Source organism: Escherichia sp. E14V7 (assembly GCF_004212225.1).
Classification (GTDB): domain Bacteria; phylum Pseudomonadota; class Gammaproteobacteria; order Enterobacterales; family Enterobacteriaceae; genus Escherichia.
On sequence record NZ_RHJJ01000018.1, the window covers coordinates 40,040 to 64,119 of the forward strand.

Below are 24,080 nucleotides of genomic sequence, written 5' to 3' on the forward strand. Positions count from 1 at the left end.
TAAGGCGGGCGCAGAGATGAAAATTTATCGTCCATTGTGGAACGAGGGGGCTTTACTGTCCCCTCAGCAGTTCCAGCAACAGGCAGAATGGGAGTCTTTTCGCAGCGCCGGTGCAACCGCACTGGCATCTGCATTCCCCTGGGGTGTGGAAAAGATTGAGTTTAACGACAGTCTTCTTTCATCGGGTCTGATCCAGATTACGCAGTTACGTCTCTGGCTGGAAGATGGAACGCTGATTGATGCGCAAAGAAGCGATCTGCCTCCGGCGCCACGTGAGTTAGATGCCAGTCAGCTGGCAGGTCTTGATGCAGTAACTGTCGTTATCGCACTGCCTCATATGCAGCCGGGTGTTGCCAACGTTGAGCAGGAAGGCATCTTCCCGGACCGACCGCTTCGCTATCGCGAAGAATGGGTGACGTTGCCGGATGCATTTGGGCCTGAAGAAGAATCAATGGCAGTTGCCCGGTTCAATTTCTCCATCCGGTTTGCCCATGAAAGTAATGATTCCTGGAAAGTCTGCCCTGTAGCAAGGCTAATCCGGGACGGACATAATGCGTGGCTACTGGACCCGTCTTTCATTCCTCCCGTTGCGTCATTTTCGGCAAGCCCGGTTCTTCGCGAACGTCTGGTGCTGTTAAATCGCCAGTTACGTTCCCGACGCCAACGTTTGATGACAATGCGTCGTGAGAGCAACGAGAGACTTGCCGATTTTGCCGTCGCCGATGTTTCCCTTTTCTGGTTGCTGAATGCGCTAAATTCCCACGCTGGGGTGCTGACGGAATACGAACGTTTTCCTTCCCGTCCGCCTGAACAGGTGTGGGCTGAGCTTGCACGCCTGGCAGGAAGCATGCTGACCTTTTCCCTGGACCATGATCTCGACGCCATACCGGGGTATGACCACGAGGATCCCGCCAATACGTTTCCTCCGCTGTTTGACCTGATCTCGGGGTTACTTGAGGCAAGTCTGCCATCCCGGGTCATTGCTCTGGAAATGTCCCGTCCGGACGGCCAAACCTGGAAAGCAAACCTTCACGATATTCGTCTGCGCGAAGAGGCGGACCTCTACCTCTCTGTTCGCTCAGACATACCGGCCTGGCAGGTTGCCGATAAATTCCCGGCACTTTGTCAGGCGGGTTCACCTGATGACGTCAATGAGATCTATGGTGTTGCACTCAAGGGGATCCCTCTGATCCCTGTCAGCAGGGTCCCGGCGGCTTTGCCTGTACGCATGGAAAACCAGTACTTCGCGCTTGATATGGAAAGCCCCGCTGCGCATGAAATGCAGGAGCAGGGCGTGTGTATGTTCTACGTGCCTGAAATGCTTGGCGCACTGGAACTTGAACTGTTTGCGGTATTGCGCTCATGAAACAGGATATCGATATCGACCAGCTGATGACAGAGACCTGGCTCACCGTCACCATGCTGAAGAAAGGCGCCGTCACGCTCAATGGTAGTGCGCTTTACGACAAGTGCGTTAAACAGGTTGAAAGTGTGCGGGAAGCGCTGGAGCGTGCCGGTTATGACGAGGACAGTGTCGGGCATATTTCCTACGCACAATGTGCCTTGCTGGACGAGGCGGTGATGAGCCGTAAGCCTGAAAAGTGCGAGGAAGGAGAAGAGCCGAAAATTGATGAGGGCCAGGTGGCATGGCGTAAAGTCCCGCTTCAGGCACGATTTTTCGGATCACTTCGAGCAGGTGAGGCGCTGTGGGATAGCATTGCAGAGGTCCTGCGTCAGCCTTCACCGAACCCGGCCGTTTTGACGTGTTATCACCGGGTAATTGCCCTGGGTTTTCAGGGTGTGTACGGATTGAAGGCGGTCAGTCAGTCGCAGCGGGATGAAGTCGTCAAAGCCCTGTCTGAGCGATGCTCTCCGCCTGATGCAGGCCTGTCACTGATTGTTCACCGGATGGGGAAACATCGCTGGAGTCTGATGCGTTCAGTCTGGTTCTGGATAGCGCTTGCCATCATCCTTACCGGTGTTATCTGGTGGGGCGGTCATCTGTGGCTCCAGGCACTCTTGTCAGCACAAATACCGGAGCTACGTAACTAATGCGTAGATCAGTCATTATTCCGGTTGCCCTGCACACCTTTGCAGCTGTTGGCACATTGCTGTGGTTGCTCTGGTATTTCATCCCAACAGGGAACGTGTTTAAAGGTCTGACCACGGTGCTGATCCTCCTGCTGGCAGACTGGACTGTTTTTAATAACTGCAGCCGGGAGCAGCCGGTATCCGACACCTCCGTTTCAGCTGCTGACCTGCCACTACTCGACACCCAGGGCCCCGTTGTACTGGTATGCGGTGACGGGCTGGGTGCGCTGTTTCAGGGGAGTCCTCTGCGTAAAACAGCTCAGGGTTGGTGGCTCCGGGCCGATGACGTCAGCCGGTTAACGGATGTTGTCCGCAGCATACAGGCGCAGTTCCCACGCCAGGTCGGTCAGCTTTCGGTTATGTACCGTTGCCTGCCAGACCATCATCAGGATGAAGCGGTTCTGCGCTCCACATTAAAGACGCTCCGCCAGCAGAGTAAACAAATCAAAACTCTGACGGGTTTCACACTACCGGTTGTGGTGAGTGCCGAATTCTCCGGACCTGAGACTCCGTGGATAATCGTTCGTGGTGACAAGCCGATTGTATGTCCGGTAAATGATTCGCCGCAGGCTTTCATCGACTGGTTGCAGGCTAATGACAATATTACGGCACTACCCGTGATCAGTCAGGCATTTTCATTTATCCGTAAAACCCTGACTGATGAGCTTGAGAAACCTGATCGGTTAACCCCGCCTGAACGAGCGTTTTCCGTGGCACTGCGCCTCGGTACCGTCCTTCTCGAAACCCAGTCAGTCTGGACCGACTGGCTATATTCCCGCACCTGTTTGCAGTTTTCCCGAAAGCCTGGGCAGATAGATCCGGAAAGTTTATTTCCGGATGCGGTTCTGCCGCTGCTGGCACCTTTTGCATCAACGGTGCAGGGGGGGCAACGTACCCGTCGCCTGGTCCTGCTGATGTGGGTGTGTGCTCTGACCGCATTGGGTATTTCTGCGCTCAATAACCGTGACCTGATCTGTCAGGTGAGCACCGATTTGCAGCGCTGGAATGCAATCCCGATGAACCACTATCGCCCTAAGGCAGAATCACTGGTTGCCCTGAAGCAGGATGCGCTCCTGCTTGAACGCTGGCAGCGTCAGGGAGAGCCTTTCCGTTACAGCCTGGGCTATTACCCGGGGCTACGCCTGTGGCTGGCCGTGCAACAGGCTATCGATACCTGGACTCCACCACCAACACCTAAACCAAAACCAGCATCTAAACAAAAACCAGTACCGAAAATTGTTCGTCTCGACGGCATGTCGCTGTTTGATTCCGGCAAATCGGCACTCAAAGACGGCTCTGCCAAAATACTCGTCAATGCACTGGCAGGGGTCAAAGCCAGACCAGGCTGGCTCATCGTGGTCAGTGGCCACACAGACAATACCGGCAGCGTTCAGCTTAACCAGACCCTGTCTTTACAACGAGCGGAGGCCGTTCGTAACTGGATGCGTGATACCTGGGACGTCCCGGAAAGTTGCATTGACGTGCAGGGTTACGGTGACAGCCGACCGGTTGCATCAAACGACACGCCTGATGGCCGTGCGCATAACCGCCGTGTCGAGATCAGTCTGGTACCCCAGGCTGACGCCTGTCGTCTGCCAGGCGCGTAACACACGTCACAGGATGTACGTGACGTTTCAACTAAAGAAATGGAGAAGTAAACATGGCAATCCCAGTTTATCTGTGGCTGAAAGACGATGGCGGCGCTGACATCAAGGATGCCTCCTTCGAGAAGCATAACCACCTTGAGCAGATCGAGCTGCACTACGAAAAAATCACCTGGACCTACAAAGACGGCAACATCATTCATTCCAATTCCTGGAACGAACGCACCACAGCATAAGACTCTGGCGGGCAGATCCTTTCTGCCCGCCTTTTTTTTACTCCGCACAGCGCCTGTCAGACGGACGCTTTGCAGAGCAGTCTCACAATTTATCGGCATGAACCTTATGGGCATCGGTTGACGGCCAGGGGCGGTAGCGTGCCTGAACAAGAGGGAACGAAATGGAACATCATTCAGCAGTCCTGCTACGACGACTTACCCCTTATTGCGCCAGAGCACTGGAGGGGGCGGCTTTTTTATGTCAGACCCGTGCGCATGCGGAAATCACGCCTGAGCACTGGCTGTTGAAACTGCTGGAGCAGGCAGAAGGAGAGCCGTCATGAGCAGTTCCCTCTCCAACAAGGCTACCAGCCTGGTACATCAGCTTTTAGGGCAATCACGGTACCGGGTTGAAGTGCATGAATGCGACCATTTCCTGGATGTGTTACGTTACAACGCCGTTGAATCACTCAGCCAGCCCTGGCGCTATAACGTGGCGGTCACCAGCTCTTCTGCGGATATTGCTTGTGACTCGTTACTGCTGAAGCCCGCTTCATTCACTTTCCAGACACCCGTGTTTGACGGAACTCCGGCCCAGCCGGTCAGGACGGTATTTGGCGTGGTTGAGTCGTTTCGCCGCGTGTCTACCTCGAACGATGAAACCTATTACGCGCTGACGATCGTTCCCCGTATTGCCCTTCTGGGCTATACGAAAGGGAGCGAGATCTACCTCAATCAGTCAGTCACTGAAGTGGTTGAACAGGTACTGCGTAAACACTGTCTGGAAGGGCCTGATTTCGAGTTCCGCCTCTCCCGCGAATACCCCTCCCGGGAGCTCATCACCCAGTGGCGGGAAACCGACCTTGAATTTATCCAGCGTCTGCTGGCAGAAGTGGGCATTTACTGGCGCTATGAAATGGACAGCCGTCTTGAACAGGACGTGGTGATTTTCCAGGACAGCCAGCAGCAGTATGAATTTGGTGTCACGCTACCGTTACGCAACCAGGCCGGGATGAGTGACAACGGGCAGGAGAGCATCTGGGATATTCAGACCGCATATAACGTGGTGAGCGGAGGTGTGGCCACCCGGGACTACAACTACCGTGAAGCGCTACAACCTCAGGACAGTATCGAGAGCATTTTCAGCAAAGAAGGGATCACCACCGGAGAAACATACCATTATGCTGAACCTTTCCTGACAGCAGGTGACGCTGAAAGCCCGGAGACCGGGGCATACTTTGCCCGTCTGCGTCACGAACGTATTCTGAATGCGCAATATCACGTCAGCGGGCATTCCTCCAGCCCTCATCTGGCTCCGGGTCAGGTACTGGAAACTGACGGAACGCTTCCCGATACCGTGAAAGAAGGCATTGTCATCACCACGGTGCGCACCAGTGGCTCACGAAAAAGTAGCTTTACCCTGACCTTTGAAGGCATCCCGTATAGCGAAACCGTCTGTTATCGTCCGGCGCTGCTCAGTCGCCCGGTGATATCCGGCTCGCTTCCGGCCCGGGTGGAAAGCACACAGAAAGGTGACACCTGTTCCTGGCTCGATCCGGACGGGCGCTACCGGGTAAAACTGGACTTTGACCGCAACAGTACTGAACAGGGTTATGCCTGTTTGTGGCTGCGGCTGGCCAGGCCCTATGCCGGTGATACGTACGGCTTCCACTCACCGCTTATCGACGGAACGGAAGTGGCCGTCGTATTTGACAGCGGAGACCCGGATCGTCCCTACATCGCCTATGCCCTGCACGACTCAGAACATCCGGACCCTGTCACCAGTGACAACCATACGCGAAACGTGTGGCGCACTCCTGCGAACAATAAGTTGCGGATGGAGGATAAGCGCCAGGAAGAGCATATCAAGCTCGCGACGGAATATGGCAAAACGCAACTGAACATGGGACACCTGGTCAATGGCCAGCGTGAAAAGCGCGGAGCCGGTTTCGAACTGCGAACGGATGAACATGGTGCTGTACGTGCGGCAAAAGGGCTGTTCCTGACGGCTGATGCCCAGGCCAAAGCCCAGGGACCGGTACTGGAAATGGCCCCTGCGATAAGTCAGATTAATCAGGCCAACAGCCAGATGCAGGCGCTGAACAGCGCCGCTGAAGCCGCCGGAGCCCTGATCTCTGATATCAATACTCAGATTAGTCTTGTGACTGACAAAATCAGGGACCTCCAGTCTGCGGTCCTACTGGGTAGCGCTCCGCAGGGGGTGGCGTTTACCTCAGGTGAACATCTTCAGCTCAGCAGTACCCGCAATACCATGATCAATGCCGGTCAACATCTTGATATCGGTGCGATGAAAAATCTGTCGGTAACGGTGGAAAAAGCCCTTGGTCTGTTTGTCCATAAAGACGGGGCGAAGCTGGTTGCCAACCAGGGAGACATCGAGATTCAGGCTCAGCACAACACGATGGCCCTGTTTTCTGAAAAACAGCTGACGGTGACCTGTAGTAAAGACGAAATTATTATCAGCACCCCGGAAACGCTGACGCTGAACGGTGGCGGCTCTTACCTGAGACTGAGTAAGAACGGGATTGAGCATGGCTCCAAAGGGAATATGGTGATGAAGGTAGCGAGCTATCTGGTGCCCGGAAATGGCAGCAGCCTGCCACTGGAAACACCGGACTTTAAAATGACAGACGTTACGGTCACGGCTAAAAATTCCTCCAAATGGAGCAGTGAATAGCATGGAAGGGGATTTATGACAGCAAAGTTACCCAAAATCAGTTACCCCGTACCGTCAAACAAAAATGGCCATGCCTTTTCCTCTGTGGAAGCGTTGTTATCGATGATCGGAGGGGAAAGCTCAGGACTGTATCTGGTGGGAAGTCAGGGAATGTGGCATGGCGGTATTCATATTACTGATGCCACCATTCCCTGGTGCGCCCTGAGTACTGACAGTGAAGCTGAGAATGAATATTGTCGTGAGCTTTATAAAGGGGAGCAATTTATTCGTTGTATGGCCGATGGTGAAATAGTTGCCTGGCGGGTATGCAAGGATTACGAGAGTGCCGCGATTGAATGGCGAGGTGAAAAGTTGTTCATTTCGACCTCTTTTGTGCTGGTGAAACATTATATCCAGCCGGCTGATAACGCAGAAAGTGGACTGACGTTTTTTACGCTGTACATGAATCTGGCGCCCTATGCTGCTTATGAACAACAGGGTAGCCAGGCGGACAGAAAAGTGGCAGGCGTCCAGCGCTATTACACCAGTGCGGAAGATGTGCAGACATGCCGCGCAGCCGGAAAACTGAATAAAGACACGGTAGTCACGTTGAGTGACGCTATTGTGACCCGCACCAGCGACCTGCGTCAGTTTACCGAAGTGACCATTATCAGAGAGACGAAAAATGTAGCGGGAGACACGCTTGCAGCGAGAACAAAAGTCTGGACGGTATCAGACAGGGGGGCTCTGAAGGCTGTTAAATCAGCACTCGTTCCGTCCTGGTGGGCAAAATGTACTCCGGCTTACACTAATGAGTCAGAAGGCGTGGTGAACTGCACTTCGCGTACAGACTGGGCGTACTATCTGAGCAGTGACGATGTGCTGCAAGATAAAAATGCAGGCAGACTGACAGCCGATTTCCCGCTTTCATACGAGCCCGGTAATACCGCACAGCAGATCATCCGTCCAGGTAAGAATCCAGGCGATGCAGCAAGAACATTCAGTCTGGTCACTCTGGGCCGGGATAAGGATAAGTTGAAAAAGGGCGACCGGGTATGGGTAGTATCAGACGGCGACAGTCTGACGCCGGTTGCACCAGCAGCATCCGGTAGTGGATCCGTTTTTAATGATGTGTATGTCCCGCCAGTCCCTGTGACTGTCAGTGCAGGGGCTAATCTCGGCCATATGGGTTTTTATCAGCTACCTGAGGAAAACGGTAAACGCTCGCGCTACCAGGTACATATAGAGTGCCTGAGCATGGATGATATAGAAAAGTTCATCACCAACCCCGGAAGAGCAGGAGAGGATGCGCCAGTGTATCTGACCTGGCAAACCAACGCTCCATTATTTGAAAAGGGTGAGCGGGGAATGGTTGCGGGCAGTCGAAAAACAAAAGCCTCAGGAATTCTGACGCTGGCCAAAGTCCCTGGCGTTGATGCCGGGGGGAATACACTGACCAGTAACCAGGATGCTGCGTATTATCAGATACGCCCGGAAGGTGGCTGGTTACCTGCTGCCAGTGTAAAAAAGGTATCGCAGTACGCGTTAGGCGAGCTGGGGTTTGTGACGCTGAATAAAGCACCAACGAGCTTTGACCTGATTGATGGGATAAAACAACCGTATAACGTGGTTAAGGGTATTCTGGAGCAGTTGTATAAAGCAGCACAGGATGAAACGCGTACCACTCATGCCCTGAACAAATATAACTACCAGCAACTGCTGGAGATGATAGACAATAACCAGGACGGGTATTACTCGGAGCAGGAGTATCTTCAGGCGATCCATAATATCTCTTACCGCGATCGCTTATACCGTGTAATTGCGAAACACGCCAGTGAATGGTACTACGGTAAAGATGACCCGTTGTGGAAAAACTATCTGGATACATTAACCGGAGATGCACCGTTATGGAAAACGTATTTGGAAGCATTTCTGGATAAGATGACGTGGATGAAGGCAGTGTCTGAGAAGGGCGTGGCGCTGGGACCGGAGCCGTGGCATATGCATCCGGTGGTGTTTTTGGAGGCTATAGGAGATAAACGTATTGTTCATATAACAGTGGATATGCTTTATAAAGTATTCAATGGATTAAGATCACCAGCGAAATTTTCATTTCTTCAGGATATTGCCGATGAAATTAATAATCATGCGATTGAATACAAACTAGACAATGTATTGAGAGTCAATCATTTTTTTGCTCAAATAAGAGAAGAGATGGGAGGGATGGCTAGCCCTGTTGAAGCCCTTAATTATAGCGAAGAGGGTTTGAAGGCAAACTTTAGTTATTTTAGAAGACACCCTGTAGAAGCAAATGAATATTCATATACGAAACTTAATGGAAGAATTACGAAGCATGCAAATGAGATTGCTATTGCTGATAGAGTTTATGCTAATAGATTAGGAAATGGAAATATTTCGTCAGGTGATGGTAGTGCATATAGAGGTAGAGGAGGTATTCATCTTACAGGAAAAATAAATTACCAAGGATTTTCTGATTACTATAAAAAGAATTGGGTGGATGATATTGATTTTATAAAGAATCCATCATTGCTTGAGGAAGGAATTTACTGTATGCGATCAGCTATTTATTTTTGGCTTCGCGAAAAACTTTATGACATTGCTGATCAAGGGGATACAGGTTCAATAGTGGATAAAATAACAGCAAAAGTGAATTTAAATACAACTAGCTATGCAAAACGTCGGGAACATTTTGAAAGAATCAAATCAACTAACGTCTTTACTGATGCATTTTAATTAACTGAAAATCAAGGTTAGACGATGGTTAAAATTAAAGCTTTTTTAGGCTGTTTCGTGCTGTCGCTAAGTGCTTCAATTCAGGCAGCATACGTTCCATACGTAGTAAATAATTATGAAGGTTATATAGGGAAATATCCTGTGCATTTATCCCTCCAGTATTATGACTTTGGGAAAAATGTGAACGTAGAGGGAAATTATTATTACGATAATCATAGAACCTCCATTCCACTATATGGTGTGAATGAATCAAATTTGATTGTGTTATGTGAGGCCGTTAGTAATGAGAGTTTCGATAAATATATTATTCAAGGTGAGAAGTTTGAAATTGCAAAATGTCCTTTCAAGTTAACACGAAACTCTGTTGGTTTTTCAGGTGAATGGAGCAATGCTCGCTCCACTTTAAAAGTGGACTTAAGGGAGACATCCAGACTTAGTGATGGTGTTTTGAAAGGGGAGGCTAAAGAACTGGATATTCCATTTTGGGGGCAAACTAAACAGCATGCTTTCATTGGGATATATATAGAGGGGGAGGAAGGTATTGTTATCAATAAAGTAAATGTAATTGATAAAGTAAGTGGTAAATTAATACAAGTCATTAACCCACAATTGAATGGCTGTGAATTTGGTTCATATATGACGTCTATTTTTCAAAACTTAGAAAACGATGGAGCTCAGATTCACCTGAATTGTTACAGTATTGGGCCGGATATTAGTGTTAATTACATATTTAATAAGCAAACACAGAAATATGACATGATTACAGAGTAAAGCAATATTATTTTGGACTTTTATACTGACTTAGGCGTTTAGAGGATATCTAAAAAATCAGCAGAACTGATTTTAAAAGCTAAAGGATATCAGAAGAATTCTTATGTATCTAAAGTCAGTAATGCAAATAGTGTTACAGTTGAATATGGTTGTGATCTGGTAATCACACCAGTAAATGGTACTATATCAAGGATATCCTGCTGTTTAAATGCAGCGGTGTGTTACAGATTACTGGTCGTGATAATTACACCAAATGAATACGAAAAATGCTTCATGATGAATACAATAATCGCCTGATAGTAAATTACATAATGGATGATGACATGACTCATTGTATAAATGCAGTTGAAGATCAAGAGCAGTTGTTATCACGTATTGCAGAAATCAGAAAGGATTATTACCGTTCTTTAACTATAACCAACGGTGAACCTAATGCACAGATTAAATTCCTCAATGGCTGGATAAATAGAGTTAATGATTGTTTGAGGGTTGATATATGAAAAGAATATTATTGCTTTTAATTTTTATTTCATTTCACTCAATAGCTAATTTTTCTGGTCATTGGGTAAAGGAGAATGACTCACAATCGCTAACATTGGATTTAGACGAAGATGGTGCTCATCTTGTTGGTAAATATTGCTTTATAACTAATGACGGAAATAGAATTGACTGTTCTGAAGGCAATGATAGAAACATTAACGGTATAATCAAAGATAATGTTGGAATTGTGGACTTTGAAAGTACATTTGGGGGTATTGGTCAGGCAACTATATCAATTAAAAAGAATGTCCTTAAATATACCATCACTAATCCTACTCCATTTGTGAATGCTAATATGTCTGTGCCCAATGTGATATTTTAAAAAAAAATAGTGCAAGTCTCAGGCAAAGATGTAAGTATCCCGCATAATCGTGCCATTCATATTTAGAGATCATCCGGCATAATCAATCTGCCAACGAAGGAGATCGCTATGCGTAAAGCCCGTTTTACTGAGCATCAGATCATCGCTGTGATTAAGTCAGTTGAAGCCGGACGAACCGTTAAAGATGTCTGCCGGGAGGCCGGTATCTCTGAAGCCACCTACTACAACTGGAAGTCCAGATACGGCGGCATGGAGGCTTCTGATATTAAAAAAATCAAGGATCTTGAGGACGAGAACCGCCGCCTCAAACAGATGTTTGCTGACCTGCGTCTGGAGAACCGGGCGCTGAAAGACGTTATCGAAAAAAAGCTTTAAAACCAGCCTTTAAGCGTGAGCTGGTCACTCATCTGATAACGACATTCGGACTCAGTATCCGTCAGGCCTGCCGGAGTCTGAACCTGAGCAGAACGGTTTATCATTACCGCCCGGATACCACGCGTGATGAACCCGTTATTGCCGCCCTGCAGGCTGCGGCTGAGCGATACCCGCGATACGGCTTTCCGAAGCTTTTCCAGATTCTGCGACGGCAAGGATACTCGTGGAATCACAAAAGGCTCCACCGTATTTACTGTCTGCTGAAGCTGAATTTTCGCCGTAAGGGCAAACAACGACTGCCGGTACGCAATCCCTCACCACTGGCTACGCCAGAAGCGCTGAACCAGAGTTGGTCTGTCGATTTTATGCATGATGCGCTGGCCTGTGGCCGTCGTTTTCGCACGTTCAATGTCGTTGATGACTTTAATCGTGAGGCGTTATCGATTGAAATCGATCTGAATCTGCCAGCTCTGCGAGTGGTCCGTGTACTTGACAGGATCGCGGCAAACCGCGGTTATCCGGTCATGCTGCGCATGGATAATGGTCCGGAATTTATCTCTCTGGCGCTGGCTGAATGGGCAGAGATACACGCAGTAAAACTGGAGTTCATCCAGCCGGGTAAGCCGACGCAGAACGCTTTCATTGAGCGTTTTAACAGGACATACCGTACAGAAATACTCGATTTTTATCTGTTCAGAACGCTGAATGAAGTACGGGAAATTACGGAGAAATGGTTATCAGAATATAACTGTGAACGCCCGCATGAATCACTGAACAATATGACACCGGAGGAATACCGACTTCACCATTATTTGGCCGGGTTCTCAAAAAATGCATGGAACTAAAACGGGTCTATTTACAAAGAATCCACTAAAATCATTACTTGCTCATTACCTGGAGAGGGAGGTAAAGAAGCTTCATTCTTCATTGATAATATTACAAAAGAAATTAATTATAGTTTTGAAAAGAATGGTAAAACAGAGTTAAAAGTGGTTTTTAATGAAAGGAATAACCTGAGGCACACCAAAGATAGCAAAATGAGAATTACTTATTATGGCTTCAAGCGCGGCAAATACAATTATGTCATTAATGTAATCGAAGGTTCTGAAAAAAATAAATATACAATATCGTTTGATATCAAGAAAAATGGAAGGATTATTCAATCCAGTGATTGCTTACCGAGTTCATTTAGACACGATAGTATTATAAGTAATATATACTTGATATTCCTTACATGAATGAGGAAAGATTTAATTTTCCATAAGCCCCCCAACAAAAATAAATTTCATTTTAACTCATCGAAGAGTTTTAAATTTAATGTTAATGCATTGATTGTTAAATTGGTGAATAAGATAGCCAGGTGTCAGGTTAGCGACTGGGATGGAGAGGTATATGGATATACCAGGACGGAGGAAAAGAAATATTAGTCAGTTCTGGAATGGCTTACATGCTTCAGTGCGTCTTACCATCTAAGGAAAATAGGATATATATCAAAGAAAAACAAAAAGGCGAAAGAAATTGCATTAAAAACCATTTCTGAATATCCGAGCGGAATTTTCATGAAAGTCAAAGCAAAAAATAAATAAAATTTATTTTATTTTTCGCGTAATAATAAGACCAGTGCTTAGCTTGTTTCCGGAGATAAGGTAAGGGTTATACGGATTTCACAAGATAATAAATGGGTAAATATTGGTTATATCAATACCAAAGGTTTACCTCTTATATTCTGGATCAACGCTGAAACACTTGAATAATAAATATTAATTTATTCCGCCCTGTAAACAATAAATTAATGGAGATACAAATGTTGCAAATTATTCGAAAAGGCGACAAAACCACTCACGGCGGTTCAGTCATGACCTGTTCTGACACCATGATATTTGGTGGGATTGGCGTGGCGCGTAAAGGTGATATGGTTTTCTGCCCGATACCTCTACATGGTCCGACAACCATCATCGAAGGTAATCCTGATTATCTTGATAACGGGATCCCGGTCGCCTTTCACGGCCATAAATGTGGTTGTGGCTGTACATTGATCAGCTCTTTTGCTTCTGCAAAGGTTGCCTGAGTATGCCAGTCCTGCTGGATGCTATCCCTGAAAAGGCGTCGAAGGTTCCACGACCTGATACCCGCCGATGGCTGCTGTTCCTGGCATTTGTCATGTCAGGAGGAATTGCGTTAACGCTCTGGAACTGGACGGCAGAACGCACTGGCTTTATTTTCTGGTTTACTGCACTGGGATTGCCTTTCTGTCTCTGGGGGCTTCTTTTCTCCCTGCGCAGGTTTGCATATAAAGTAGAGCAGGTAGGGGCTGAGTCCAGGAATGCGGAACGCGAAGCGCTTATTGATAGCGAAACTTGTCGTGGTCAGCGCTGTGGCTGGATACTCGATACCTATGTTCAACACTTTTCAGGAAATACTCCCGCTGCACTGGTTAAAGCTGTTAATCATACTGTTCCAGCTTCAGAGACCTCCACGCCACGTGGTTCCAAATCTGCTGTCAGGTATGCAGCCTTACCCAGTTTTCAGACAGCTCTGGATACAGAACTCATCTCTGTAACGTCAACACTCGTCGCCCATGTACAAAAAATTACCGACATCCTTTCGCAGGATATTCCTTGCTGCCTGATGCTGGACTGTGACGATGATATCCGTCCCGGACTGGAGGAGCACTTCAGAAATGAACTCACGGCCAGAACCGGGAGAGTTTTCAGAGTCCTCGCAGGCAAAGGTCTGGCGGGATTTGATGCCTGGCTTGATCAGCGCTGGAACACTCCAGGCATTCTTGCAGAGGTGACGTTTTCATTGCCCGCGCAACCTGATGAAGGTGACGCCGATGCCATTACTCTTGTGGTGTTCAGCAACCGTAAGGCTGCTGGCTATCCAGATGCAGTATGCCTTCATCGCCCAGAAAAGGGTAAGGAAGTCCAGCTTGTAAAAACGCTGGACAGGGCGCTGTTATGGGCCGCAACAGCCCCTGAGGCACTAAAAACGGCCTGGTATACAGGTCCAGTCCTTTCAGGCGGAAGTGGATGGAATATGGCTTGTGAAGATAACGGGGTAACATTCAGCTTGTCAAAAGACAATCATGGAATTGATTCCGTTCTGGGATATGCCAGCCGCGCCGCCCCCTGGCTCGCTGTTATTCTTGCCTCAGTGGCATGCAGAGATAATGGCCCGCAGGTTATCGCCGCCCAACCCACCGCTGACAAAGACGACGTCTGGATCGCTGTCATCACCAAAGAAGAAGTTCGCAAGGAATCGCCCAAGAATGTCTAAGGTAAAAGTAAAAACTCTCATCGGCTCCGTTGTAACTGTCGCCTTTTTCCTGACAGCCATCGTGGCATTTCTGTTTTATGCCTTTCCGGAAAACGTAGCTTCGGCCACCGGCTTCGGTCCGTATGACGGCCAACGGATACTCACATTCTGCGCCATACTGGTTGCCACGTTGTTTTTACTCGGCTGGCTGACGGAGAAGGCTTTCGACCTCGCCGGTAAATCTGGGTTGTATTTCCAGTGGGGACGGAAAAAGGCTGAGAGCGTCACTCCGGTAATGAGCACCATTCCCGGTGAAGAAGACGACGATGAACCGGTCTTCAGCGAAGACGCCGTATCCGAACACCTGCGCTTTCGCTATGGACGTCGCTGGAAGCGTAGAGTGCGACTCCTTCTGGTGATGGGCAACCAGGACGACGTTCACAAAGCTGCCCCGGGCCTGTGTAATGACCTCTGGCAGGAAGGCGACGGCAATGTGCTGATTTATGGCGGTGACGCGCAGTCACTTCCGGACGAGATCTTCCTTTCAAAACTGAAGCGCCTGCGATCCGGGCAACCGGTTGATGGCATCATTCAGGTGATGAGTATTTCAGCCCTTCCAACGGATGGCGAACGGGATGCCCTCCTGCGTTACCGTCAGAAAGCCGACCATCAGTTGGGCTGGCAGGTGCCTGTCTGGCTGTGGCTGACTGACAACGCCACCGATGCTCAGCAGGGCGCGGAAACTGCTGCGACAGGGGTCATATTCGGGCCTGATGGCACCGTGAAAGACGCGGGTGAAGGGTTTTCTACATTGGCACTGCATCTGCAAAAAGCAGGTATGGCACAGATACTGAATAATCCGGCTGATTTCGGTCTGCTTCAGTTATCCCTCCAACTGCGGCAGGAGCTGAAAGCCAGTCTGGATGTTTTGCTCGGCGGGCTGATGCAGGGATCTGCGGTCTGGCGTTTACGCGGTGTCATGTTCAGTCCTGAAGTGGCCGTTGTCGGTTCGGTCCCAAACACACGCCCCGACACACTGACCTGGAAAGCCGTCATTGATGACTGTGATGCCGTCAGCGGCAGGAAGCTGGGCTTCGACTGGCTGAAGATGCTGCGGTTAATTCTGCTTTCCCTGATTGTCCTGTGGGGGGCCGCTACACTGCTGTCTCTGATCGTTAACCGTACTCAGATTTATCAGGCGCAGGAAACGGCAAGACAGGCAGCGGATACTGCAAAATCACTGGCTGAACGTCTGCACAATCAGCTCGTACTCCAGCAGGCCATTGCCCGTCTGCAACATCGTGAGACGACCGGCGCGCCATGGTACACACGATTTGGTCTTAATCAGGACAGCGACACGCTGGCCGCACTCTGGCCGCTGTATGCGAAAAATAACGCACAGCTAATGAGGGATGCTACAGCAGACAGTCTCAGGCAGCAGCTGAATGCCTTTGTGCAACTACCTCCTGCCAGTGATGCCCGTACGCAGGGCACACAGCATACATATGACATACTCAAAAGTTATCTGATGCTGGCGCGTCCGGACAAAGCGGACGCCGGCTGGCTGGCAAAAAACGCGCTGAAAGCCTTACCGAAACGCCAGAATGTGCCGGATGGCATATGGCAGAACATCGCACCGAAACTGCTGGGTTTTTATGCGCAAAACCTCCCGGCTCATCCGGAATGGAAAATTAAGCCTGATGCCCAATTAATCAGCACAGTCCGTCAAATTCTGCTTAAGCAAATTGGCCAGCGGAACGCTGAGTCCGGGTTATATCAGGAGATGCTTAAGCGCGTGGCCAGCAACTGGCCTGATTTAACGCTTGCTGATATGACTGGCGACACCGATGCCTCAACGGTATTCAGCACTGATGAAGTCGTTCCTGGAATGTTTACGCGTCAGGCCTGGGAAGAGCAGGTACAGGATGCGATTGATGAGGTCGTGAAAACCCGCCGCGATGAAATTGACTGGGTACTGTCGGACAAGACCCATCAGACAGGGAGCGATATCTCCCCGGAGGCGCTGAAGGCCCGCCTGACTGAACGCTATTTCACCGATTTTGGTAACGCCTGGCTCAACATGGTCAACAGCATACAGTGGCAGGAAGCCACGTCACTGTCTGAGGCGATTGCCCAGCTCAGTCTGATCGGCGATGTCCGCCAGTCCCCGCTAGTGGCACTGATGAACACGCTGGCCTGGCAGGGGAAAACAGGGCAGAAAGGTGAGGCTCTGGCTGATTCAATCGTGGACTCAGCGAAAAAGCTGATCGGTCAGAAAAAAAATGCCAGACAGTTTATTGAACAGGCACAGGGCCCTAAAGGTCCGCTTGATGGCGTGTTTGGACCGCTGATGGGGCTTATGGAAGGTAAAGAGGGTACCGGTGCCAACGGTAACCTCAGTTTCCAGTCCTGGCTGGCCCGCGTAACTCAGGTGCGGCTGAAGCTTCAGCAAGTCACCAGCGCCCCGGATCCGCAGGCTATGTCGCAGATGCTGGCCCAGACAGTATTCCAGGGCAAAGCCATCGATCTGACCGATACCCGCGACTACGGCAGTCTGGTTGCGGCGAGTCTGGGGCAGGGGTGGAATGGATTTGGCCAGTCGTTATTTGTGCAACCGCTTGATCTGGCCTGGCGGCAGGTAATTGCCCCGGCTGCGGGTAGCCTCAATGTCCGCTGGCAGACAACCATTGTCGATCAGTGGAATAAGGCCTTTGCGGGACGGTACCCGTTTAAAGCCACCGGCAGCGATGCCTCCCTGCCGCTACTGGCTCAGTTCCTGCGTAGCGACTCGGGTCGAATCACTACCTTCCTGAAAACTAATCTCGGCGGGATCCTCCGCCAGGAAGGGAATCGCTGGGTCGTTGATCCTTCCGCAAGTCAGGGGATGGTTGTGAGTCCGGATTTTCTCCGGGCGATTAATCAGCTGGCGGAACTGTCAGATATCATGTTCTCTCAGGGCGATGCGAGTGTTCACTTCGAACTGATGGCGCGTCCTTCACGGGATGTTGCCAGAGTGCAGCTTACCCTCGATGAGCAGAACCTGGATTACTTCAATCAGATGGAAAGCTGGCAGAGCTTCACCTGGCCGGGGAATACTTACTATCCAGGTGTGTCGCTCATCTGGCGTAGTGTAAACAGCGGTATGCAACTCTTCGCCAGTAACCAGGGTAACTGGGGCTTCATTCGCCTGCTGGACAAAGCCCTGATCACTCCACTCGATGCCAGCCGTACACAACTGGTGTGGATCACCGCCGATGGCAATCCTCTGAAGTTCATCATGCGCAGCGAGCTGGGCGACGGTCCGCTAGCCTTACTAAAGCTACAGGGATTTACGCTGCCCGCGTCCATTTTTAACGTTGCTGCTGGCACTGAAGGTGTTGAGTAAATATGAACAGAGGCATTCATCCTGTGCTGGCCTTTGCTAAACAGGTAGATGGCTGGTCTTCAGGTGTATTCAGTCAGGTTGATAAGTGGCGGGAAACCGATTCACTTGCCCCATGCCGGTAGATGACGTTTCGCCAGTGCTGACGCTGGAAGACTCGGAGCCCGCTCTGTTGTTTGAAGTCCTGGCCCAACGCCTGAAGCTGCTACGAATGAAAGCCGGTCACAGTGAATCTGATAAAGCCCGTTGGTGGGTCTGATCGCCATTGACCCGGCCAGTGCCATGGTGCTCTGTGGCTAATATTCTCTTTAATAATTTTCAGGAATACCATGCATGGATGATTTAACCCTTCGCTATTACGAAGCAGAGATGCGCTATCTGCGTGAGGCGGGCAAAGAGTTCGCCCGTGCCCATCCGGATCGGGCAGCGATGCTTAATCTGGATAAACCCGGCGCCCGCGATCCTTATGTAGAGCGCCTGTTTGAAGGTTTTGCCTTCCTGATGGGCCGTTTGCGTCAGAAGCTGGATGATGACCTGCCGGAACTGACCGAAGGGCTGGTGAGTCTGCTGTGGCCACACTATATGCGGACCATCCCGTCGCTGGCTATCGTCGAATTCTCTCCTGACTGGCGTGGCCTTCGTCAGGCTGAACTTCTTGCCGAAGGTTTCTCCGTACAATCACGCCCTGTCGGGCCGCATAAAACCGCCTGCCAGTACCGGACGACTCGCGATGTTCCTCTGCAACCACTGCATCTTGCGGATGCCCGCCTTCATACTGAAACCGATGGCCGCTCTGCTATCCGTTTGCGCTTCGAATGCCCTGAAAAAGTGGACTGGAGCAAAGCCGGGATCGACAAAGTCGCCATATTCCTCAACGCAGAGAGTCCGATCAGTTCAGCACTCCACCTGGCATTGACCCGTCGCGTTCACGCCATGTACGCCCGCCATTCAGGGACATACACCGAACGTCATCAGTTTGATGGCTGGTGCAAACCCATGGGCTTTGACGACAATGACGGCCTGTGGAAGAAAGCCGATACTGCCTTCAGTGGTTACCAGCTGCTGCTGGAGTATTTCAGCTTCCGACCGAAATTTATGTTTGTTGAACTGCGTGGCCTCGACACCATCGGGCTAACTGAAGCCAGCTCCTGGTTTGAAATCGACATCGTGCTCAGTGAAGCCTGGTCATCCGATCTGCCTTTTGAAACGGAAAACTTCCGGCTGCACTGTGCACCGGTCATCAACCTCTTCACCCTGGAGGCCGATCCGCTGACGCTTAACCCGCTGGATAACGAATACCTGCTCAGGCCGTTGCGTCTTCAGGATGGTCACACCGAGATTTACAGCGTCGATGATATCCATGGCGCGGTAAAGAATGGCAAACACCCCTATGTACCGTTCACCAGCTTCCGGCACCGGGGCGGTATGATGCGCCACGATGCCCCTGAACGTTATTACCACACCCGCGTGAAACGCGGCCCCTCTGGCCTGTATGACACCTGGTTGATTCTCGGGGGGCGTTCGTTCGAGCTGGAGCAGCTGTCCGATAAACCAGAATCCCTTTCGATGCGAATAACCGGTACCAACGGGCAGCTTCCGCGCACAGCGCTGGAAAGTACGCTCCTGGACAGGGTGGCAAAAACCGGCAAAGTGCCCGTCAGGGTACTGAACGTCACCGCACCGACGATACCGCTGTATCCCCCTGCAAACGACCGTTTTCACTGGCGGGTGATGAGCCACCTCGGCTCAAACTTCCTCAGCATGATGGACAATCCGGAAGTCCTGCGGGGAACGCTGGCGCTGTACGACTGGACCGATGATGAAATGAACCGACGTCGGCTTGAAGCTATCGTCGCCGTGAAGCACACCCTGCTCCGCCGTTTTGAGAAGGGCTTTATGCTCCGGGGAGTAGACATAGAGGTCACGCTGAACATGGATAATTTTGCAGGCGAGGGGGATGTGAATCTCTTCGGCGAAATGCTGCACCGGTTCTTCGCGCGCTACGCTGATATTCACCTCTTCAACCAGCTTACGCTGGTGCTGCAACCGACAGGAAAACGACTGAGATGGCGCGAGAATCACAGCCAGTACGTCCCGGGCTAACACTAGTCCTGAGCAAAGATATCTGGCGGGCCAATTTTTATCGTTTCTGCCAGCTGCTGGAGCAGGAAAATCCGGACGCGCCGAAACTGGGCGCCTCCAGCCATCCAGCCAACGATCCGGTCCGCTTCAGGCCCTGGCCTGGTATGGGTTTCCCGGTCAGTACCCTCAAAGCGGTGGAGACTGACGAAGACCACCCGGAATTACCCCCAACGGTCCGTACGACATTTTTGGGGATATATGGCGTGGACTCCCCTCTGCCGACGTCCTGGCTGGACGACATTGCGCAGCGCCGCGAAGGGCACGAGGCAGTTACCTCGTTTCTGGATATTTTCAGCCACCGTATCACCACCCAGTATTATCGGATCTGGCGGAAATACGCCTGGCCGGCCACCTTCGAGGCAGGTGGCCGCGATGCCACATCTCAGTGTCTGCTGGGGCTGGTCGGCCTTGGTATACCGGGCACCGCTGAACAGGTGGCAACGCCGGTTTCACGCTTTCTGGCCTTGCTGGGTACCATGCGATTACCCACCCGCAATGCAGAAGGCATTCGGGCCCTGGTAAGCCTACTGGCACCGAATACCCGGGCAATTATCACCGAGCCCGATCCGGTTAAGGTCCATATCGATAACCGTAGCGGGTTGGGTACCGGGAACCGCATCTGTCTTTCTCAGCGAGCCACGCTGGGTAAAACGGCAAAGGAAGCATGCAGTCGGGTACTGGTGACGCTGGAGACAGAAGATCCGGAGGAAGCCGAAGGGTGGTTACCAGGTGGTTTCCTCCATACCGATTTACTGGTCCTGCTGCGCGTTTATCTCGGCTACCGCAGTGACGCCCGACTGCGCCTCACCGTACCCGTACGATTGTTGCCTGAGCCACGCCTTGGCAAAGGCAGACGTATCCAGCTGGGCCGCACCGGCTTGCTGGGCCTGAAAGCAGGCAAGCTCAGCAATAGTCGGGGAAGTCTGACCGTCAGTCTGGGCTGCTATGAAGGGTTGCAATGTTCTGCGCTACCGTCCGCTGAAGACGGGCACTACCGCTTCGAATAATCACGTACTCCCACTCTCAATAAAGGAACTTTTGAATGGCAACAGTAACCCGTTGGTGGGCGCTGACGCTTATTGCCTGTAGCCTGCTCGCTGGCTGCGGTCTGACTCAGACTGTCACGGACGGTACGGTCAGCATCACGAAATCCATCTTCTACAAGAAAATCAAAACGCTGCATCTGGATTTTACCCCGCGTACGGCCATTAACGCTGATGGCGCACAGACACCGCTGGCAACGATGGTGAGAGTTTATCAGCTCAGGGATCGTAAAGCGGTTGATGCCGCCGATTACCAGACACTGCTGCGCAATGCCGATACGGTACTTAAAGACGACGTACTGGCGTCTAAAGAGCTGCTGGTGATGCCAGAAGGCAGCATGACACTCAATATGCCCATGGATGAAGACGCTCAGTTCGTGGCGGTGGTGGGATTATTTAACCGCCCGGATCAGAAGGACAACCGCTGGCGCCTGGTGCTGACCCGTGACGATCTGGACCCGGACAACCCCCGCACGATTGAACTGGGTGATGGCTGGCTCAGCCTCGTGCCGGTGAAGGAGTGACGTGATGGATAACTGGTTAGCGCTTTTTGACGGACAGACCCGATATTTTCTGGATATTTTTGACAGCTCAGTGAAGCCGGATGTTCTGCGCTTTTACGGCAGGGAAGCACTGAGCGAACCCTTCAGCTGGGACATCGAGTTCACAACGCTTCAGGCGAATATCCCCCCGGAAGAGGTGCTGATGAAATATGCCTCTTTCCGGATGCGGAGCGGTAAAAGTGTGCACGGCATGGTGACCCGCCTGGAATGGCTTTCCACCTCAAAGGACCAGTCTCACTACCGGCTTACGATCAGTTCGCGCCTGGCGCTCCTGGGATATACCCGACAGTGCGTGGTCTATCAGAACCAGTCTGTTCCTGAGGTGGTTGAGCAGGTGCTGCGTAAACACGGTCTGGAAGGTCCCGATTTTGAATTCAGACTGGAGCGCACCTACCCACCACGTGAAATTATCACTCAGTGGCGGGAAACGGATTTGCAGTTCATTCAGCGCATTCTGTCTGAGGTGGGTATTTACTGGCGTACGGAGATGGACGACGTGCGCGGTCTGGATACTTACATACTGGCCGACAGCCAGCTTAACTATCAGTTTGATGTGCAGTTGCCCTACAGCGAGCCGTCGGGGTTGTTCGACAGTGTGGCAGAATCGGTCTGGGATGTGCGGACCTGGCACAACATTGCCACCGGCACTGTCACCACGCGTGATTACAACTACCGGACAGCCACCATGCCGATGAATGCGGCGGTCAGCGTGCGTAATGATGTGGTCACCACCGGGGAGCATTACCGCTACGCAGCCCCTTATCGTGAAGCGGGAGACGATGCCAGCCCGGAGCCGGAAACCGAATCTGGCGCGTTCTGGGCCCGACTTCACCACGAGCGGGAGCTCAACAGGTCGGCCCGTATTCACCTGTTCAGCAATGCTGCACACCTCACACCCGGGCAGGTGCTGGAGCCGCAGGGCGATGTCATTACGGCCCTGCAAGAGGGCGTCATCCTTACGCTGGTGACCTTCCGGGGCGCCCGTGATTCCCGTCTGCATGTGTCGGTCTGGGGCCAGCCTTACACCGAACGTTACTGCTTCCGTCCGGCAGAGATCCCGCGTCCGGTCATCGCGGGTACGCTTCCGGCACGGATCGAAAGTCGCGAAAAAAATGATACCTACGCACATCTGGATGAGCAGGGGCGCTATCGGGTGAAGCAGGACTTCGACCGGGAGGGGACGGAACCCGGTTACGGCTACCTTTGGCTGCGGATGGCGAAGCCTTATGCCGGTGAAACGCTGGGCTGGCATACGCCGCTCATCGATGGCACCGAAGTGGCGATTGCGTACAGCAATGGCGATATTGATCTGCCGTACATCGCCTGTGCACTACACGACTCCGAACATCCCGATCTTGTGAACCGGGACAATCATACCCGGAACATCCTCCGGACACCGGCCAACTCAAAATTGCGGATGGAAGACAAGCGTGGTGAGGAGCACATCAAACTCGCCACGGAATACGGTAAAACGCAGCTCAACAACGGGCACCTGGTGAACAGCAAAGGACAACTTCGCGGTAAAGGCACAGAGCTGCGCACCGATGAGTGGGGAGTCCTGAGAGCAGGAAAGGGACTCTTTGTCGCTGCGGATGTCCAGGCGAAAGCGCAGGGTGATGCTCTGGACATGGATGCTGCATTGAAGGAAATCGACAGGCTTAATCAGCAACTGCAACAACTGGAAATGGCCGCAGAAAAGGCCCTGGCGCTGAAGGGGGATGTCGACAGCCAGATACAGATGTTTGAGCAGCGGCTGAAACCGCTCAATGAAGCGGTGCTTTTCTCGGCGCCGGAAGGCATGGCACTGACCAGTGGAGAAGATATGCAGCTGGCCGCGGGCCGGAACCTTGCGCTTAACGCCGGAGAAGACTTCAGTGCTGGAGTGATGGGCAATGCGACCGCTTTGACCGGGGAGAAGCTGGGGCTCTTTGCCCGCACCGGTCAACTGAGCCTGAAATCCGGGGAAGGGCCAATAGATGTCCAGGCGCAAAACGCCAGTATGCGGTTGTTCGCTGAGAAGAAGCTGACGCTGAGCTCAGCGAGTGACATCTCCTTTGCCGGAAAAAAACGTATCACGCTGATTGGTGGTGGCAGTTATCTGAAGCTTGAGGCCGGGAAGGTCGAGTATGGTACGACAGCGTCGTATGTACGGAAGGTGAAAAGGACGATGGCGGCATCAGCCAGTGCTAAACCTCCGGAGGCCTTATCCTTACCGCCTCCAGCGACCATGAGAGAATTCAATCCCGAAACGCTCACCCCGTGGGTGACGCCGGTGTATGCAAAATCCTGCCTGAAGGAGAAAGGCTGCACGGATGCCGGTACTGCCGAAGAGCCCGTTGATAA

At 51.4% G+C, this 24,080-nt stretch carries 16 protein-coding genes and 3 pseudogenes; all 19 read left to right on the forward strand.

Going from position 1 to position 24,080, the window contains the following annotated elements; genetic code table 11:
• Positions 1-16: 16 nt before the first annotated feature.
• A complete protein-coding gene (gene tssK / locus D9741_RS19810) occupies positions 17-1,366 on the forward strand; it encodes a type VI secretion system baseplate subunit TssK (RefSeq protein WP_130210742.1) in 1,350 nt (449 codons plus the stop codon).
• Complete coding sequence (gene tssL, locus D9741_RS19815) at positions 1,363-2,052, forward strand: type VI secretion system protein TssL, short form (RefSeq protein ID WP_130210740.1); 690 nt, start codon at positions 1,363-1,365, stop codon at positions 2,050-2,052. The genes tssK and tssL overlap by 4 nt, the downstream gene beginning before the upstream one ends.
• The gene (locus tag D9741_RS19820; RefSeq protein WP_130210738.1) at positions 2,052-3,698 is read left to right on the forward strand and encodes an OmpA family protein; all 1,647 of its coding nucleotides are present in this window, start codon (positions 2,052-2,054) and stop codon (positions 3,696-3,698) included. Before tssL ends, D9741_RS19820 begins: the two co-directional genes overlap by 1 nt.
• A gap of 98 nt (positions 3,699-3,796) precedes the next feature.
• Positions 3,797-3,931: pseudogene (locus D9741_RS19825) on the forward strand (type VI secretion system tube protein Hcp); the annotation flags it as partial.
• A gap of 161 nt (positions 3,932-4,092) precedes the next feature.
• On the forward strand, positions 4,093-4,254 hold the full coding sequence (locus D9741_RS23405) for a hypothetical protein (protein WP_165382800.1): 162 nt from the start codon (positions 4,093-4,095) through the stop codon (positions 4,252-4,254).
• Positions 4,251-6,608, forward strand: a complete 2,358-nt coding sequence (gene vgrG, locus D9741_RS19830; protein ID WP_130210734.1) for a type VI secretion system Vgr family protein — start codon at positions 4,251-4,253, stop codon at positions 6,606-6,608. Before D9741_RS23405 ends, vgrG (D9741_RS19830) begins: the two co-directional genes overlap by 4 nt.
• A 15-nt stretch (positions 6,609-6,623) precedes the next feature.
• Positions 6,624-9,341 (forward strand): hypothetical protein, encoded by a 2,718-nt coding sequence (locus tag D9741_RS19835; protein ID WP_130210732.1) that lies wholly within the window; start codon positions 6,624-6,626, stop codon positions 9,339-9,341.
• Between the two features lie 24 nt (positions 9,342-9,365).
• A complete protein-coding gene (locus tag D9741_RS19840) occupies positions 9,366-10,112 on the forward strand; it encodes a hypothetical protein (protein ID WP_130210730.1) in 747 nt (248 codons plus the stop codon).
• A gap of 266 nt (positions 10,113-10,378) precedes the next feature.
• Positions 10,379-10,612: a hypothetical protein gene (locus D9741_RS19845; protein WP_240780278.1), complete on the forward strand. Its 234-nt coding sequence runs from the start codon at positions 10,379-10,381 to the stop codon at positions 10,610-10,612.
• Positions 10,609-10,974 (forward strand): hypothetical protein, encoded by a 366-nt coding sequence (locus tag D9741_RS19850; protein ID WP_130210728.1) that lies wholly within the window; start codon positions 10,609-10,611, stop codon positions 10,972-10,974. Before D9741_RS19845 ends, D9741_RS19850 begins: the two co-directional genes overlap by 4 nt.
• A gap of 108 nt (positions 10,975-11,082) precedes the next feature.
• Positions 11,083-12,194 (forward strand): IS3 family transposase gene (locus tag D9741_RS19855; RefSeq protein ID WP_130210726.1). Its coding sequence is split into 2 segments (ribosomal slippage): positions 11,083-11,344 and positions 11,344-12,194, totalling 1,113 coding nucleotides; the frame shifts between segments, so codons are not numbered across the junction.
• A 959-nt stretch (positions 12,195-13,153) separates the two neighbouring features.
• A complete protein-coding gene (locus tag D9741_RS19865; RefSeq protein ID WP_130210724.1) occupies positions 13,154-13,417 on the forward strand; it encodes a PAAR domain-containing protein in 264 nt (87 codons plus the stop codon).
• 2 nt (positions 13,418-13,419) lie between these two features.
• Complete coding sequence (locus tag D9741_RS19870; protein ID WP_130210722.1) at positions 13,420-14,628, forward strand: hypothetical protein; 1,209 nt, start codon at positions 13,420-13,422, stop codon at positions 14,626-14,628.
• Positions 14,621-17,992: an ImcF-related family protein gene (locus tag D9741_RS19875; RefSeq protein WP_130210720.1), complete on the forward strand. Its 3,372-nt coding sequence runs from the start codon at positions 14,621-14,623 to the stop codon at positions 17,990-17,992. The genes D9741_RS19870 and D9741_RS19875 overlap by 8 nt, the downstream gene beginning before the upstream one ends.
• Positions 17,993-18,122: 130 nt before the next feature.
• Positions 18,123-18,289: pseudogene (locus tag D9741_RS19880) on the forward strand (type VI secretion system protein TssA); the annotation flags it as partial.
• Positions 18,290-18,322: 33 nt separating this feature from the next.
• A complete protein-coding gene (gene tssF / locus D9741_RS19885; RefSeq protein WP_130210718.1) occupies positions 18,323-20,092 on the forward strand; it encodes a type VI secretion system baseplate subunit TssF in 1,770 nt (589 codons plus the stop codon).
• Positions 20,056-21,138 carry a type VI secretion system baseplate subunit TssG gene (gene tssG, locus D9741_RS19890; RefSeq protein WP_130210716.1) on the forward strand — a complete coding sequence of 361 codons (1,083 nt, stop codon included), beginning with the start codon at positions 20,056-20,058 and terminating at the stop codon, positions 21,136-21,138. The genes tssF and tssG overlap by 37 nt, the downstream gene beginning before the upstream one ends.
• Before the next feature lie 35 nt (positions 21,139-21,173).
• Positions 21,174-21,698 (forward strand): type VI secretion system lipoprotein TssJ, encoded by a 525-nt coding sequence (gene tssJ, locus D9741_RS19895; RefSeq protein ID WP_130210714.1) that lies wholly within the window; start codon positions 21,174-21,176, stop codon positions 21,696-21,698.
• Between the two features lie 4 nt (positions 21,699-21,702).
• Positions 21,703-23,937, forward strand: a pseudogene (vgrG, locus tag D9741_RS23640) (type VI secretion system tip protein VgrG); the annotation flags it as partial.
• Positions 23,938-24,080: the final 143 nt, after the last annotated feature.